The organism is Nocardia acidivorans NBRC 108247 (assembly GCF_001625085.1).
GTDB classification, from domain to species: Bacteria; Actinomycetota; Actinomycetes; order Mycobacteriales; family Mycobacteriaceae; genus Nocardia; species Nocardia acidivorans.
In genome coordinates, this window is sequence record NZ_BDAW01000030.1 from 18005 (window position 1) to 33287 (window position 15283).

General features: G+C 67.7%; 15 protein-coding genes. 12 read left to right on the forward strand and 3 right to left on the reverse strand.

The genetic code is table 11. The features are described 5' to 3' along the window. The first annotated feature begins 53 nt into the window (after window positions 1-53). The 11 genes from NA10_RS17630 to NA10_RS17675 all read left to right on the forward strand — a co-directional run bounded on the left by NA10_RS17630 (window position 54) and on the right by NA10_RS17675 (window position 10541). The gene (locus NA10_RS17630) at window positions 54-1082 is read left to right on the forward strand and encodes a medium chain dehydrogenase/reductase family protein (protein WP_067569095.1); all 1029 of its coding nucleotides are present in this window, start codon (window positions 54-56) and stop codon (window positions 1080-1082) included. 327 nt (window positions 1083-1409) lie between these two features. Then, a complete protein-coding gene (locus NA10_RS38700; RefSeq protein ID WP_245677583.1) occupies window positions 1410-1769 on the forward strand; it encodes a hypothetical protein in 360 nt (119 codons plus the stop codon). Further along, window positions 1666-1911 (forward strand): hypothetical protein, encoded by a 246-nt coding sequence (locus NA10_RS17635; RefSeq protein WP_245677580.1) that lies wholly within the window; start codon window positions 1666-1668, stop codon window positions 1909-1911. Before NA10_RS38700 ends, NA10_RS17635 begins: the two co-directional genes overlap by 104 nt. A 95-nt stretch (window positions 1912-2006) precedes the next feature. Continuing rightward, window positions 2007-2951: a cell division protein ZapE gene (gene zapE / locus NA10_RS17640; protein WP_067569101.1), complete on the forward strand. Its 945-nt coding sequence runs from the start codon at window positions 2007-2009 to the stop codon at window positions 2949-2951. A 176-nt stretch (window positions 2952-3127) separates the two neighbouring features. Then, window positions 3128-4342, forward strand: a complete 1215-nt coding sequence (locus NA10_RS17645; RefSeq protein ID WP_067569104.1) for a glycosyltransferase family 4 protein — start codon at window positions 3128-3130, stop codon at window positions 4340-4342. A gap of 2 nt (window positions 4343-4344) precedes the next feature. Beyond that, entirely contained in the window at window positions 4345-5817 is a 1473-nt protein-coding gene (locus NA10_RS17650; protein WP_218021543.1) for a UDP-glucose dehydrogenase family protein, read from the forward strand. A gap of 280 nt (window positions 5818-6097) precedes the next feature. After that, window positions 6098-7048 (forward strand): DUF4129 domain-containing protein, encoded by a 951-nt coding sequence (locus NA10_RS17655; protein ID WP_245677581.1) that lies wholly within the window; start codon window positions 6098-6100, stop codon window positions 7046-7048. Next, window positions 7045-7548: a hypothetical protein gene (locus NA10_RS17660; protein WP_067569113.1), complete on the forward strand. Its 504-nt coding sequence runs from the start codon at window positions 7045-7047 to the stop codon at window positions 7546-7548. Before NA10_RS17655 ends, NA10_RS17660 begins: the two co-directional genes overlap by 4 nt. 27 nt (window positions 7549-7575) lie before the next feature. Further along, window positions 7576-8538, forward strand: a complete 963-nt coding sequence (locus NA10_RS17665; RefSeq protein ID WP_067569116.1) for an AAA family ATPase — start codon at window positions 7576-7578, stop codon at window positions 8536-8538. 300 nt (window positions 8539-8838) lie between these two features. Beyond that, on the forward strand, window positions 8839-10113 hold the full coding sequence (locus NA10_RS17670) for a DUF58 domain-containing protein (protein WP_067569273.1): 1275 nt from the start codon (window positions 8839-8841) through the stop codon (window positions 10111-10113). Continuing rightward, window positions 10110-10541, forward strand: a complete 432-nt coding sequence (locus tag NA10_RS17675; RefSeq protein WP_067569118.1) for a hypothetical protein — start codon at window positions 10110-10112, stop codon at window positions 10539-10541. The genes NA10_RS17670 and NA10_RS17675 overlap by 4 nt, the downstream gene beginning before the upstream one ends. 3 nt (window positions 10542-10544) lie before the next feature. Here the strand turns inward: NA10_RS17675 and NA10_RS17680 are convergent, their stop codons facing one another. Then, complete coding sequence (locus NA10_RS17680; RefSeq protein WP_067569121.1) at window positions 10545-10892, reverse strand: hypothetical protein; 348 nt, start codon at window positions 10890-10892, stop codon at window positions 10545-10547. A 194-nt stretch (window positions 10893-11086) separates the two neighbouring features. On the opposite strand from NA10_RS17680, the gene NA10_RS17685 reads away from it, so the two are divergent. Then, a complete protein-coding gene (locus tag NA10_RS17685) occupies window positions 11087-12124 on the forward strand; it encodes an AraC family transcriptional regulator (protein WP_067569124.1) in 1038 nt (345 codons plus the stop codon). A gap of 143 nt (window positions 12125-12267) precedes the next feature. On the opposite strand, the gene chsH3 is transcribed toward NA10_RS17685, so the two are convergent. Together chsH3 and kstD are read right to left on the reverse strand one after the other, a co-directional pair. After that, window positions 12268-13131 (reverse strand): enoyl-CoA hydratase ChsH3, encoded by an 864-nt coding sequence (gene chsH3 / locus NA10_RS17690; protein WP_067569128.1) that lies wholly within the window; start codon window positions 13129-13131, stop codon window positions 12268-12270. A gap of 379 nt (window positions 13132-13510) precedes the next feature. Further along, the gene (gene kstD, locus NA10_RS17695) at window positions 13511-15217 is read right to left on the reverse strand and encodes a 3-oxosteroid 1-dehydrogenase (protein WP_084514864.1); all 1707 of its coding nucleotides are present in this window, start codon (window positions 15215-15217) and stop codon (window positions 13511-13513) included. Between the last annotated feature and the right edge of the window lie 66 nt (window positions 15218-15283).

Consider the following 15283-nt stretch of genomic DNA (forward strand, 5'->3'; position numbering starts at 1 on the left):
TCATTTACCCAACGAGTGACTGAATAGTCACTCACCATTGAAGGAGTAGGAAGATGTCGATCACCGCCACCGAAATCGTGCTGCCGGGAGCCGTCGAGCCCGAGGGGCTGGTCACCGCGCACCGCGAGCTCCCGGACCCGCGCCGGGGGCAGGCGCTGATCCGGGTCGAGGCCACCGGGGTCTCGTTCGCCGAGCAGCAGATGCGCCGCGGCAAGTACTACGACCAGCCCGCCTTCCCCTTCGTGCCGGGATACGACCTGGTGGGGACGGTCGCCGCGGTCGGCTCGGCGGAAGACTCCGCACTGGTGGGCCGCCGGGTCGCCGCGCTGACCAAGACCGGCGGCTGGGCCAGTCACGTGGTGCTGGAGGCCGCCGACCTGATCGAGGTGCCCGCGGAGCTGGCCCCCGATGCCGCCGAAACCTTTGTCGTCAATGGCATCACCGCCTGGCAGATGCTGCACCGGGGTGCGAAAGTCCGTGCCGGACAGACAATTCTGGTGCACGGCGCGAACGGCGGGGTCGGGTCGACGCTGGTGCAGCTCGCCCTGGCCGCGGGCGTACGGGTGATCGGCACCGCCTCGGCCCGCAATGCCGACCAGGTGTCCGCCCTCGGTGCGACGCCGGTCGACTACCGCGGCGATGTGGTCGCACAGGTGCGGGCGCTGGCCCCCGACGGCGTGGACGCGGTCTTCGATCACGTCGGCGGTCCGGGCATTGTGGATTCGTTCTCGCTGCTCGCACCCGGCGGCACCCTGATGGCCTACGGCACCGCCTCCACCAAAGATGACGCGGGCAATTCTCGGCTTCCTGTGCTGCGCCTGTTCGCCCGGCTCATGCTGTGGAATGTCCTGCCCAACAAGCGCAATGCCCACTTCTACAACATCTGGGCCGGACAGCGCCGCGCGACCGCGTTTCGCCGCCGTTTGGCCCAGGACCTGACCGCGGTCTTCGCCCTCGCCGTCAAGGGTGACCTGCACGCTCAGATCGCCGCCCGCTTCCCCCTGACCCAGGCCGCCCAAGCCCTGTCCCTGGCCGAATCCCGCACCGTCACCGGCAAAGTCGTGCTCGTCCCCGCGCAATAGCGGCCATTCATCCGATCGCCCAGCGGATTTCATCGATAGGAAAGATTTGTCATGCTTGCCAAGCGGTACCTGTCCGCACACTACGAGCCCGTCCCGGATGAGCTGTCCGCACCCGATCTGACCGTGCGCGGCAGTATCCCCGCCGAGTTGAACGGCCGCTAATTCCGCAATGGCCACAACCCGAAACCCGGTGATGTGCCGACACATTGGTTCAAGGGTGCGGGGATAATCCACTGATTCAGTACGGGGTGCCGCGGGCGTGGTGGAATCCGCTGGCGCTGGCCAAGGGGCGGGGCGCTCGGGTTGATCGTCGGGTTCTTCATTCGGGTGACCGGGATCGCGGCGGCGATCGGGGTGATCCTCTACTTCGCGGGCGCGGTGATCACCACGATTCGGGCGCGGTCGTCTAAGACGACGGTGTTCCCCGGTGCTGTACATGGGATACGGCCATCGCGACTCCGGCCTTGCAACTGGCGGTGTGAGCGTAGGTTTGGGGGACCGACGAGGGAAGGGGCCGGCCGTGTTGCAGGATCGAATGAAAGAGCTTCCGGCGGTGGATTATTCGCGGGTCTACGGGGAGCCGATGCAGACGGCCGAGGGGGCCACGATCATTACGGTGACGGGGGTCGGGGGCTGGTTGCGGCCCCGGCCCCGGCCGCTCGGGGTGTTCGTGGTGCACGGGGGTGAGGTGCGGTGGGAGCCGGTGGAGGATGACGGGCGGATCGCCCTGATCGGGGTGCTCACCGGGTTCGTGGCCGCGGCGCTGGCGACGGCGGCGGTGTTCAAGCGGCCGCCGTGGCCCGATCTGCGGATTACGCAACATCTCTGAGTTCCATGCTGTGTATGTGATCACCTCCGCTGTTCCGCGGCCGCAGCTTCCTCTATATCTATAGAGGAAGCCGATTCGGACCCAGGGAGGTCGCCGTGCAAACCGGTGGGATTGTTCTCGACCACGACCAGCAACTGGCCGCCGACCGACTCGATGCCCTCGCGGCGCGGGTGGGCAGGCGGTGGCGGCGGCCGCGCGGGCTGTACCTGTACGGCGGCCCGGGGCGCGGCAAGACCATGCTGATGAACCGGTTCTTCGAAGCGGTGCCCTCGGAACACAAGCGCAGGTACCACTTCCACGGCTTCTTCGCCCGGCTCAACGCGGGCATTCACGAATACGGCAATATCGACGCCTCGGCGGCCGCACTGCTCGGCGACGCGCGATTGATCTGCTTCGACGAATTCCATGTGCACGACGCAGGCGACGCCCGGCTGGTGGCCCGACTGCTGGATCTGCTGTTCGCCCGGCGGATCACACTGGTGGTGACCTCGAATTACCCGCCGCGGGAGCTGATGCCGAATCCACTGTGGCACCCGATGTTCGAGCCCACCATCGACCTGATCGTCGAGCACCTCGATGTGCTCTCGGTGAACGGCCCGCAGGACTACCGCCGCCGCGGCGAACGGCATACCGGATTCGCGGGCGGGCATTACATGGTCGGCGAGTGCCCGACCATCGGTTCGGCGCGGGTGCCCGTCGCGCATCGCCGACTGCACGCGCGCGCGGCCGAGAATGGCGAACTGACGGTCGATTTCGCGGAGCTCTGCGGCATCCCGGTGTCGGCGGCCGACTTCTTGGAACTCGCCGGGCAATTCGAGAAGTGGACCCTGTGCGAGGTCCCGCCCATGGATTCGATCCCGGCGGACTGGGTGATGCGCCTGGTGCACCTGGTCGACGTGCTCTACGACGCGGACCTGGAACTCTCGCTGTACGCCCGGGTTCCGCTCGCGGAGTTGGGCGCCCGGGTCGCCCGCGTCCCCGATCTCTACCGCACCCTGAGTCGCCTGAGCGAATTGGCTACACCGGTCCCGACCCCCTGACGACCGGCCCTTTCGCGGTGCGCGAGACCGATGCGCGACGGGGTGGCGACGCTCGGGTGAACACGCCGACTTGATCGACGGAAACGGTTCACGTGCCGTCTACGCGGAGGGGGGCTTGCGTTGCGAGCGGCTTCCTACCGTGCAATCAGGAGGCAGCACCGAACCGGAGGGGACCGATGCGAATCCGCGAGCAGGCCAGGGGTTCAGCGCCCCGGCACCCGAGCATCCCCGGCGGTCGACTCCGCGTGCTGGTGGTCGCCGAATCCTTCCTTCCCCAGGTCAACGGCGTCACCAACTCGGTGCGACGGGTACTGGACCACCTGGCCGCCAAAGGGCACGAAGCCGTTCTGATGGCTCCGACCGGTCCCGCGAAGTACGCCGGATTCCGGGTGCACGTGGTGCGCGGGGCGCGCCTGCCCTTCTATCGCGACTTCCGGATCGGGCTCGAGACGCGCCGCCGCCTGCGAAAGGTGCTGCGCGACTTCGAACCCGATGTCGTGCATATCGCCTCCCCGGCGACGCTGGGGTATCAGGCGGCGCGGGTCGCCGGTGAGCTCGGGGTGCCGACCGTGGCCATCTATCAAACCGACCTGGTCGGATTCGCCGAACGCTATGACCTGCCCGGCGGCGTGCGCACCATGGCCGCGCTCACCCGGCGCATCCATCTCCAGGTCGACCGCACCCTGGCCCCCTCCACCGCGAGCCTGCGGCAGCTGGAGCTGATGGGTGTCCCCGGTCTGGCGCGCTGGCCGCGCGGGGTCGATCTCGAGCAGTTCGGCCCGTTCCGCCGCTCGGCGGAACTGCGAAATCGCTTGGCCCCCAACGGTGAAACGCTCGTCGGCTATATCGGCCGCCTGGCCCCGGAGAAGGAGCTCGAACTCCTCGCGCACCTGCTGCCGCTGCCCGGTGTGAAGCTGGTGATCGTCGGCGGCGGCCCCGAGGAGAAGCGGCTGCGCAAACTGCTGCCCGGCGCGCAGTTCCTCGGTGTGCTGCACGGCGCCGAACTGGGCGCGGCCTATGCCTCCCTTGACGTCTTCGTGCACACCGGACGCCACGAAACCTATTGCCAGGCAGCGCAGGAGGCCATGGCCTCCGGTGTGCCGGTGGTCGCGCCGCGCTCGGGCGGACCCATCGATGTGGTCACCCCCGGCGCCGGATTCCTGTATCCCCCGGGCGATGCCGAGGCCATGGTGGCCCTGGTGCGCCGCCTCGCCGAAGACGACGACCTGCGCGCGCGGACCGCCCAGACCGCTCAGCGCAGCGTGCGCGACCGCTCCTGGGCGGCCGTGAACGATCTGCTGATTCGCCACTACCGCGAAGTGATCGCGGAACGCCGCCGACTGCCAGGCGATGGCGACCTCCGCGGCCCGCTCTCCAAGGAGGCCTCCTGATGCTGCGCATCTCCGTCATCGGCACCGGCTACCTCGGCGCCACGCACGCCGCGGGTATGGCCGAACTCGGCTTCGAGGTGCTCGGCGTGGACAACAATCCGGCCAAGGCGGCCGCGCTCTCGGCGGGCCGGGTGCCCTTCCACGAGCCCGGACTGCCGGAATTGCTTGCCGGACATGTGCGGTCGGGCCGGTTGCGGTTCGGCACTTCGCTGGTGGCCGCCGCCCGCTTCGCCGATGTGCATTTCCTCTGTGTGGGGACCCCGCCCGGACCCCAGGGCGCGGCCGATCTCTCCCAGCTGTACGCCGCGCTGGAGGGTCTGGTGCCGCATCTGACCCGCAACTGTCTGATCGTCGGCAAGTCTACGGTGCCGGTCGGCACCGCCGAGGCGCTGACCACCCGCATCGCAGAGCTGGCCCCGCCCGGCATCTCGGTGGATCTGGCCTGGAATCCGGAGTTCCTGCGCGAGGGGCACGCGGTGCACGACACGCTGAGCCCCAATCGCCTGGTCTTCGGCGTCACCACCCCGGACGCCGAATGGGCGCTGCGCGAGGTCTACGCCACCCCGATCGCGGCGGGCTCCCCGGTGGTGATCACCAATCTGCCGACCGCGGAGTTGATCAAGGTCTCCGCGAATGCCTTTCTGGCGACCAAGATCTCGTTCATCAATGCCATGGCCGAACTGTGCGAGCTCACCGGCGCGGATGTGACGCTGCTGGCGGACGCGCTCGGCCACGACGACCGGATCGGCCGCAAATTCCTCGGTGCGGGACTGGGTTACGGCGGCGGCTGTCTGCCCAAGGATGTGCGCGCGCTCATCGCCCGCGCGGGTGAACTCGGGGCCGCCGAGACCGTGGACTTCCTGCGCGATATCGACACCATCAATCTGCGCCGCCGCGAGCGCGTGGTGCGCGAGACCCTGGATCTGTTGCACGCCAACGGTTCCCACCGGGTCGGCATTCTCGGCATTGCCTTCAAACCGCTCTCGGACGATGTGCGTGATTCGCCCGCGCTGGATGTGGCGATCCGGTTGCAGGCCGCCGGTGTACAGGTCACCGCCTTCGATCCGGCGGCGACGGCCCCGGCGCGCGCGGTCGCCCCGCAGTTGATCTACGCCGCCACCGCCGCCGCGGCGCTGCACGAGGCCGATGTGGTGCTGCATCTGACCGAGTGGAGTGAGTTCAGGGATCTTGATCCCGCGTTCCTGCGCACGGTTGCGCGCGGGCGGACCCTGATCGATGCCCGCAATGCGCTGGATCCGGAGCCGTGGCTGGCGGCGGGCTGGGATTTCCGGGCGCTCGGGCGGCTGGTCGAATCCCGGAATCCGGTGGAGCGTCCGGTATCCCGGACCTCGGCGCCGTCCGAGGCGCTGCGCCCGGGTCTGCTCCGGAACGTCCGACGGACTCCGGAAGCACCTGCCGCACTGACGGATTCGGCACTGAACCGGTTGCGCGCGCGGGTGCGCCGCTCGGCGTAGCCGCGGAATCCACCGGGTATGGCCGCCGAATTCTGCGGGTGCGGCCCCCGCGCGCCGGGCTCGATTCGGTCCGGCGTTCCGTTTATTCAGTGCGGTTTGTTATGAGCCATTGGCACGAACTGTCTGTCTTGCTACCGGGAGACGTGCGGTGCGGTGGCCACACCTCGAGCGCCGATATATGCGGGAACCGCATGTAATCGGTGTTTGCCAATTCCCCCCAACCGGACCTACCGGCATGTAACTATGTGCCTGATTTACAGGACTCTGGTTAGGGGTACGCGTGACTGGGGTGGGGACACTGGCATCGCGGGTGATCGGTTCGATCGCCCTGCTGATGCTGGCCGTCGTCGCCCTGCGCGGCTATATCCCCGGCACCGGAGGGCCATCCACCCCGGGCACACCCTCGGCGGTGACCCTCGCACTCATGCCGGTATTGCTGCTGGTCTCGGTGGTGATCCTGGCGGCCGGCGTGATCAACAGCCAGCACCGCCTGCCGCTGTCCATGCCGGAGCCGGACCGCGAATCGGACCGCCGCGGCACCGGTCTGCCACGCCTGGGCCTGCTGATACTGATCGCACTGGCCGCGGTCACCCTGGTGCTCACCGCGGTACTGAGCATCTACCTGGTCGGCCCGGGCCGAAATGATCAATCGGAGCAGACCGTCACCACCGGGCCGCCCACCACCTCGGTGACCGAACCGGTGGAGACCGTGACCCCGCCGCCGGAGTCGCTGCCCGATCCACCGCTCAGCGGCACCGTACTGGTGCTGGTGGCGGTCGGCGCGGTCGCGCTGGTTCTGGTCGCCATGACCGGTCTGGTGGTGGTCGCGGTCAGCTCCAGTCGCCGCCCCGAAACGAAAACCACTGGTGCGGAGCCCAATACGCCGACCGAGGCGGTCTCGCTGGCCAAGGTCGCGGAGATGGGCCTGGCGGCCATGATCGCGCCCGGCCAGGATCCGCGCACCGCCATCATCGCCTGCTATGTCGCCATGGAGCGCGGTCTGGCGCAGGCGCGCGAGGTCGCGCCGCTGGCCTCGGACACCCCCTCGGAGGTGCTGGCCCGCGCCTTCGATCGAGGCTTCCTGCACGACGCCTCGGCGCGAGAGTTGGTGGCGCTCTTCGAGGAAGCCCGTTTCAGCCCGCACTCCATGCTGGAGTGGCAGCGCATGAGGGCCGAACAACTACTGCGAATAGTGTTGGCGGACTTGCAGGGAGAGGCGGCGACGCCATGAACCGGGTAGCGATCGTGGTGGTCGGGTTGATCCTGGCCGGCCTCTTCGAGCTGATCGCCTTGAACAATGAGCGCACCACCCTGCTGCCCATTGCGGGCATCCCGGTCGCCGGGGTGCTGGGGTTGCTGGTCTGGTCACTGCTGGACCGCGCCCGCCGGTACGAGCCCACCGGCCCGGCCGACAATGAGATCGACAATGGCCCGGCCGAGATGCTGATCCGCTGGCAGGCCCGCGCACAGCTGCTCGCCGATCGTGCCGAGGGCACCCGCGCGGAGTGGGATCGGCATCTGCGGCCGTTGCTCGCCAAGGAATTCGAGAGCAGTAGCGGCCATCGGATGGCCAAGAATCGGCGGGCCACCGAGGCCGCCGGGCAACTACTGTTCGGACCCGAACTGTGGCGCTGGGTGGATCCCGCGAATGCGGCGCTACGCGATCAGGTGAATCCGGCGCCGGGCCGACCGGCGCTGGACGAGATCCTGCGCCGCCTCCAGAACATGTGAACAGGCTTCTGATATGCGAGTACTGATATGACCTCACCGATGGACATGACCGTCAAGCGCACCGATGCCGTGCTGCGGGAGATGGGCCGGGTGGTGGTGGGCAAGCGGGATGAACTGCAGCTCATCATGATCGCGGTGCTGGCGGGCGGGCATACCCTCATCGAGGATCTGCCGGGCCTCGGCAAGACTTTGATCGTGCGCTCGTTCGCGACGGCGCTGGGGCTGAACTTCACCCGGGTGCAGTTCACCCCGGATCTGCTGCCCGCCGATCTGATCGGCTCCACCATCTACGACATGCATTCGGGCCGTTTCAGTTTCCGCCGCGGACCGGTCTTCACCAATATGCTGCTGGCCGACGAGATCAACCGCACCCCGCCCAAGACGCAGGCGGCGCTGCTCGAGGCCATGGCCGAGGGGCAGGTCTCCATCGACGGTGAAACCTTCCCGCTGCCACAGCCTTTCATCGTGATGGCGACCGACAATCCGATCGAGTACGAGGGCACCTATCCGCTGCCCGAGGCCCAATTGGACCGCTTCGCCATGCAATTGCGGCTCGGCTATCTCTCCGAGAACGATGAGATGCAGATGATCCGCCGCCGATTGGAACGCGGATCGCAGCCCGCGCAGATCGGTCAGGTCGTCGATGCCGAGGGCCTGATGGAGATGCGCCAATCCGTCGAATTCGTGACGGTGCACCCCGATGTCGTCGGCTATGTCGTCTCCCTTGCCTCCGCCACCCGCGGCCATCCCCAGGTGGAGGTCGGCGCGAGCCCCCGAGCCGAACTCGACCTGGTCCAAATGGCCCGCGCCCGAGCCCTTCTCAACGGCCGCGACTACGTGGTCCCGGAAGACGTGAAAGCCCTCGCCATTCCCGCCATGGCACACCGCATCACCCTGCGCCCGGAGATGTGGGTCCGCCGCATCCGCGGCGAGGACGTCATCGCCGAACTCCTGCGCCGCCTCCCGGTTCCCCGCGCCACCCCGGCATGAGCCGCACATGAACCTCCAGCCGCCACCCGCCGTAGTACAGCCCCGGCCGCAGTCTCCGCCCGCCATCCCGGCATGCTTTCGGCCGGGATCCACACCGGCAGTGTGCGTATCGGGTTTGGTGGATCCGGGCCAAAAGCGCGCCGGGATGACGAGGCGGGGTTCCGCCGGGCGGGGCGACATCGGAGCGCGCCCCGGCCCGTCGGTGCGAGTCCCTGCCCCGTCATCCCGGCCGGTGCCAGTCCCAACCCCCATCATCCCGGCATGTTCTCGGCCGGGATCCACACCGGCGGGGAGGTATCGGTGAAGCATCGTGATCTGAGCGCCGCCACGGAGACCGAATTGCGTTGGCGGCCCGCACCATTGGTATTCATGCTGGCGGCGGTGTCGGTGCCCGCTCTGGTGGCGGCGGTGATGCTCGGCCAGTGGCAGCTGGTGGTCTTCGCCGCGCCGATGCTCGGGGTGCTGGCCACCGCGCCCTTGCAGCAGTCGCGCACCAGGATCCAAGTGGATGGGGTCGGGGTGCTGCGCTGTTTCGAGACCGAGGAAGTCGTGCTGACCGCCGGCGCGTTCGTGGAGAGCGGACACGCACTGCTGCGCCTGCATTCCCAGCCCGTGCGCGGTATGGAGATGCGGGTGGAGGAGTCCTTCGACTCGGGGACCTCCCCGGCCGGAATGCGGCTGGCCCTGTCCGCCTCGCGCTGGGGCAGGTATCCGGTGCCGGTGCGGGTGACCGCGTTGAGTCCGGCCGGGCTGGCGGTGGCCTCGGTGCAGCTGCCCGCCGGTCAGGTGTACGTGTACCCGATCACCGATCCGCAGCGAATGCGCCTGCCGCGCACCGAACTTCCCGAGCGTATCGGTTCGCACCTGACCCGCAGGCACGGTCCGGGCGTGGAGTTCGCCGATGTGCGCGCGTACGCGCCCGGTGATCAGCTGCGCACGGTGAACTGGGCGGTCAGCGCTCGGCGCGGGCGGTTGTTCGTTACCGAGCGCTTCACCAACCGCGCGGCGGATGTCGTTGTACTGGTGGACACTTCGATGCAGGCCCCCGGCCCGGCCTCGGATTCGCTGGAGCTGTCGGTGCGCGGCGCGGCCCAGGTGGCGCAGTCCGCGTTGCAGGCCGGTGACCGCACCGCCGTTGTCTGCCTGGGGAATTCGCCGCGCTGGCTGCGCCCCGATATCGGCCGCCGGCAGTTCTATCGCATTGTCGACACCGTGCTCGATGTGGGCGATGAGCATATCGCCATCTCGGGCTCGCTTGCCCCGCACGCGGGGGTGCCGATCGGCGCGGTGGTGGTGGCCTTCTCGACCCTGCTGGACACCCAATTCGCGCTGGCCCTGATCGATCTGCGCAAGCGCGGACATGTCGTGGTGGTGGTGGACGTACTGCGCGGTCCGCCGTTCCGGGACGGGCTGGACTCCACGCTGGCGCGCATGTGGCAGTTGGAGCGCACCGCCATGTACCGCGATATGAGCACCGTCGGGGTGGATATCGTGCCGTGGCCGGAGGACACCCGGCTCGATCAGATCATGCGGTTGCTGCCGCAGCAGCGTCGCACCGTCCGGGTGCGCCGATGACCAGATTCCTCGCGGTGCTCGCCGGGCTGCTGCTCACGCTGGGGGTCGCCCTGGTGTTGCCCTGGGTGGCCGCACCCACTTTCGCGCTCGCCGTGGCGGGTTGGCGGTGGCGGGTGAGCGCGGTCGGCGCGGTACTGGTCGCACTGGCCGTGCTCGCCTGCACCGATACCGGCGCCCTGGTAGCCGGGGCCATCGGTGTGGTCGCCACCACCTACCTGCTCAATACCGCGACGGTCTCGGCGCCGGTGGGGGTGGTGCCCACCACCGTCCCCTCGGTGGCGGGCGCGCTGGTCTTCACGGTGGCCGCCGGAGTCGCGACACTGTTGCCCGCGGGGTTGTCCTGGATGCCGATCATCGCGCCGATCACGGTGATCCTGTTGTACGCCCTGATCGTTCGAGGACTGGTGGACGAGCGGTCCGGCGGCTGACCGCTATTGCAGGGCCGGTGGCATCCGCGTCGGCTTGATGCGCCCGGCCTCGACCAGGGCGCGGAAGGCCGCGCCCTTGCGGTCGCATTCACCGACCACGCAGCGGCGATGCTGCTGCATGGTGCGGTGTGCCTCCTGCACGTCGAGTTGATGGTCCGGGGCGCCGTGCGACCAGGCCGAAGTGGACAGGATCGGATCGGCGGATGCGGTGTGCTCATTGCTGATTCGCTCGCGGATCCGATCCACCGAGAGTCTGTCCGGATCGCGATGCGGTTGATGCAGGCTCGCGACCGTGACGGCCATGATCGTGAGCATTGCCAGGGTGGCTGTGAACACCTGCCAGCCGGCCATTGGTTCACCTTCTCCATGTCTATCGGTTGTATCGGGGTGTATCAGGAGTAGTTCGCTAGATATTCACCATAAGACCGGAGCGGCTCATCGGGCCAGTACTTCGTAGGTCAGAAACAGCCGAATTTCGGCCTATAACAGCAACTTACCCGCTGGTTCCGACCCTGAGTACGCCGGGAGTTTGCGAAGATTTTCCTGTGACCGACGGCCAGGCGCAGTTGCGTTCCATAACCAGTGCGGCACTGCTGGTCGAATTCGCGTCCGGACGGGGGATAGCCACACCGGCCCTGCTGCGCGGCACCGGGATTCGAGAGGGTGATCTGCTCGACTCCACCGCCGAGATCACCCTCGGTCAGGAACTGGCCCTCATGCGCAATGTGGTGGCCGGGGTCGGCGACGAACCGGGAATGGGATTGATGGCCGGATTACTGTGCCATCCGCCCAGTTTGGGGGTGCTCGGCTTCGCGCTGATGAGCTGTCCGACCGTGCGCGATGCGGTGAGTCTGGCATTGCGCTACGCGGATCTGTCCTTCACCGTGGCCCGCCACCACCTGGTGATCGACGGATCGGATGTCTCAATTGTCCGGGACGACAGTGGAGTTCCGCGCGAGGTGCGCCGCTTCGCGGTGGAGCGCGATGTGGCGGCCATCTGGACGATCCAGCAGGATGTGCTGCCCATGCGTCCACCCATCACCAGGGTGGCGGTGGCCTTTCCGCCGCATCCGGTCTACGAGATGTTCGGGGCCATGCTGGGGGTGGACGAGGTGATCTTCAATGCCGCCCGCTCGGTGGTGACCGGTCCCGCAGATATCCAGAGTCTGCAACTGCCGCAATCGAATTCGGCGACCGCGCGCTTCTACGAACAGCAGTGCGCCGATCTCATGCAGCGTCGGCGCAGCCGGGTCGGGATCAGCGGCCGGGTGCGGCAGTTGCTCATCAGCCGCGGCGGTATAGCCGACCAATCACGCATAGCGGCCGAGCTGGACCTCAGTGTGCGCACCCTGCGCCGTCGCCTCGCCGATGAGGGCACCACCTTCCGTGAGCTCACCACCGAGACCATCGGCATGCTGGCCGAGGAGTTGCTCATTACCGGAATGACGGTGGAGCAGGCCGCGGTTCGGCTCGGCTACGCCAGCGTCTCGGCCTTCACCTCGGCCTTCCGCGCCTGGAAGGGACAGTCGCCCGGACAGTTCGCACGGGAGAACCGCGGCCGGGTCTCGATTCGGGTGAGCTGAACGCAATCGGGGGAACGTCGCCATCGGGCCCGCGAAAGCAATCGGGCGATTGAAAAATTCCGATTGCCCGGAAACGTTACGGTGACCGAAAACAGAACGAGCCGCGACCGGAAATCGGTCGCGGCCCAGTTGTTTCGGGTGCTTTACGCGGTGTGGGTCAGCACCACATCGGCCAGCACCGGTGCGTCATCGCGTTCGACCACCGTTGCGGCGATGAGGAGTTCGCCCTCGCTCTGCCAGATACGGGTGCGCAGCGTCTCGCCCGGGTAGAGAACTCCGGCGAATCGGGCGCGGAATCCGGTGACGCGCGCGGCATCCGAGCCGAGCACCGCATCGGTGGCCGTCTTCAGCACCAGACCGTAGGTGCACAGGCCGTGCAGAATCGGGTTGGGGAATCCGGCATTACGGGCGAATTCCGGGTCCGAGTGCAGCGGATTGCGGTCACCGCACATGCGATACAGCAGCGCCTGCTGCGGCAGGGTCCGGGTCAGCACATCGAAATCCGGTGCGCGATCGGGCAGTTCGGTCTTGGCGGACTGGCCGCGATCGCCGCCGAAACCACCCTCGCCCTTGGCGAAGATGGAAGAGCGCGCGGTCCACAGCAATTCGCCATCGGAGCTGGTGGCGGTGTGTTCCTGCCAGATCACCGCGGCCGAGCCCTTATCCCAGATCTCGCTGATCCGGCGCTCGAAAACCGCCTTGCCCGAGGCCGGAATCGGCCGGTGCACCACGATCTCCTGGCTGCCGTGAACCACCTTCGCGAGGTCGATGTCAACACCCGGGAACTGCACCTTGGGCGGCTCGGTCTCATGGAAGAACGGTGCGACCGTAGCGAAAGAGGGCAGAACTTGCGGATTGCGGTCATCCACATAGCGCAGCTCGGCGGGCTCGGTCCAGCGCGCACCCGCACCCAGCGCCAGGTTGTACAGCTGCACATCCGACGGCGTCCAACTGAAGTCGACGGACGGAAGCTGTGCGCCGAGCGCGATATTCGGATCGATGGGCATGAAGTTCTCCTCGTGAATCGGTGGGCGGTCACCCAGGGACCCACTCGGGTCCGATCCTGCGGCGCTCGGCTCCCGCAAGCAAGCAACGCGCCCGCTCGCCGGGATTCTCACCGGCCTTCGTCGGCCCGGCCTGCTTTTTGGCCGGGTTCCACCGTGGTTGATCGGCCGCCGGTGTGGATCCCGGCCGAAACGCGCCGGGATGACGGGTGGTTCGGGCGGGATGGCGGGGCCGGTACCGCCGGGGTCTGAAGTTATGGTGCCGGACCGCCGACGCCGGGCAGGGGGTTCCGGTGGCGGCGGTCCGGCCGGGGTGGGTTGGGCGTGAATCCGACGTGACCCGGACTCGCGCCCAACCCGTCCTGAACCGGGTTGGGACGGTTCAGGAGTTCTGCTCGGCCGAAACCGGCTGCCCGTCCTTCGCCTTGGCGGCGATATCGAGGGCGGCCAGATAGCCGAAGGTGATGGCGGGTCCGATGGTCGCGCCGGGACCGGCGTAGGTGTGGCCCATCACCGGCGAGGAGGTATTGCCCGCGGCGTACAGACCGTCGATGACGGTCCCGTCCTCGCGCAGCACCCGGCCGTCGTTGTCGGTGACCAGACCGCCCTTGGTGCCCAGGTCGCCCGGGTACATCCGCACGCCGTAGAACGGGCCGACCTCGAGCTTGTTCAGGCACGGATTCGGCTTGATGGTGGGATCGCCGTAGTAGCGGTCGTAGGCGCTCTTACCGCGGCTGAAGTCCTCGTCCACACCGGTCTCGGCGAATCCGTTGAAGCGTTCGACGGTCGCGCCCAGGCTATCGGCGGGCACGCCCATCTTCTCGGCGAGCTCGGCCAAGGTCGGGGCCACGACAATATTGTCGTTTTCCATCCAGCGGGACGGAAAACGCTGACCGGGCTGCAGACCAGCGAAGATGTAGCGACTCCGGTAGCGCTGGTCGAACACCAGCCATGAGGGCACGTTCTCGCCGGGGCCGTCACCCTGCCCGTATTCGCCGCCGTACATGGTGTGCACAGCTTCGACGTAAGGAGCGGACTCATTACCGAATCGCTTGCCTTCGGCGTTGACGATGATGCACCCGGGCAGATTGCGCTCGGCGAGTGCGAACCACGGCTTGCCCTGACCCTTCATGGTGGTCGGACCCCACCAGGCGTCCTCCATGAAGTCAACGGCCGCACCGGCTTCCAGGCCCGCGCGGATGGCGTCGCCGGTATTGGCGGCCGCGCCGGTGGTCCATTCGGTGGTGATGGGTTCACGCTGGTACTTGTGCCGCATATCGGCGTTGTGCTCGAAGCCGCCCGCGCCCAGGACGACGCCGTACTTGGCGTTGAAGCGCACCGGCTCGCCGTTCTGCTCGGCCTCGACGCCGGTGACCACGCCGTTCTCGATGACCAGTCCGGTGAGCGGAGTGTTCAGCAGCACAGGCACATTCGCGTCCAGCAGGCCCTTGCGCAGACCGGCGATGATCGCCTGGCCCATGCCGACGAGCGCCTTGCCGGTGACTTTGCCCCAGGCCCAACGGGTTCCGACGCGCAGTACGGTGGCGAAGCCGATGGGGTGGCGGCGCAGCAGGTTCAGCTTCTTGTAATCGGCCTGCAGGATAACGACATTCAGCGGAGCCTTGGAGTAGGGCGGTTCCAGGTTGAAACGTTCGTCGCCGAGGATCTTGAGGTTCAGCGGTTTGGGTTCGCAGGAGCGGCCTTCCGCGCGGCCGCCCGGTGCCTCCGGGTAGTAGTCGGAGTAGCCCGGCACCCACTTCATCTTCAGGGCGGAGTGGTCCAGCACGAAGTCGAAAGCCTCCGCGCCGCGGTCGATATAGGTATCGATCTTGTCGGCGGGCACCGCATCGCCGATGATGCTGCGCAGGTAGGTGCGGGCGTCCTCGCGGTCGTCGGGGCGTCCCGAAGCCTTGAGCGCCTTGTTGCCTGGGATCCAGACACCACCGCCCGAGCGGGCGGTCGAACCGCCGTAATGCGCGGCCTTCTCGATGAGCACCACGCGCAGACCGCGGTGTGCGGCGGTGAGGGCGGCGGTCATACCGGCGGCACCGCTGCCGACCACCACCACGTCGTAATCCCGATCAGTCATGTAGAACACGTTATAGAATCAATCCTGGTTTGGTCTATGTTGGTCTGGCAGATAGGACTGCTGAGG

Excerpts from the sequence above, each read along its gene's own strand:
- NA10_RS17665 (WP_067569116.1), top strand. The coding sequence starts at position 7,576 with ATGACCTCACCGATGGACATGACCGTCAAGCGCACCGATGCCGTGCTG.
- NA10_RS17660 (WP_067569113.1), top strand. The coding sequence starts at position 7,045 with ATGAACCGGGTAGCGATCGTGGTGGTCGGGTTGATCCTGGCCGGCCTC.
- NA10_RS17630 (WP_067569095.1), top strand. The coding sequence starts at position 54 with ATGTCGATCACCGCCACCGAAATCGTGCTGCCGGGAGCCGTCGAGCCC.
- NA10_RS17635 (WP_245677580.1), top strand. The coding sequence starts at position 1,666 with ATGCAGACGGCCGAGGGGGCCACGATCATTACGGTGACGGGGGTCGGG.
- NA10_RS17680 (WP_067569121.1), bottom strand. The coding sequence starts at position 10,892 with ATGGCCGGCTGGCAGGTGTTCACAGCCACCCTGGCAATGCTCACGATC.
- kstD (WP_084514864.1), bottom strand. The coding sequence starts at position 15,217 with ATGACTGATCGGGATTACGACGTGGTGGTGGTCGGCAGCGGTGCCGCC.
- chsH3 (WP_067569128.1), bottom strand. The coding sequence starts at position 13,131 with ATGCCCATCGATCCGAATATCGCGCTCGGCGCACAGCTTCCGTCCGTC.
- NA10_RS17675 (WP_067569118.1), top strand. The coding sequence starts at position 10,110 with ATGACCAGATTCCTCGCGGTGCTCGCCGGGCTGCTGCTCACGCTGGGG.
- NA10_RS17645 (WP_067569104.1), top strand. The coding sequence starts at position 3,128 with ATGCGAATCCGCGAGCAGGCCAGGGGTTCAGCGCCCCGGCACCCGAGC.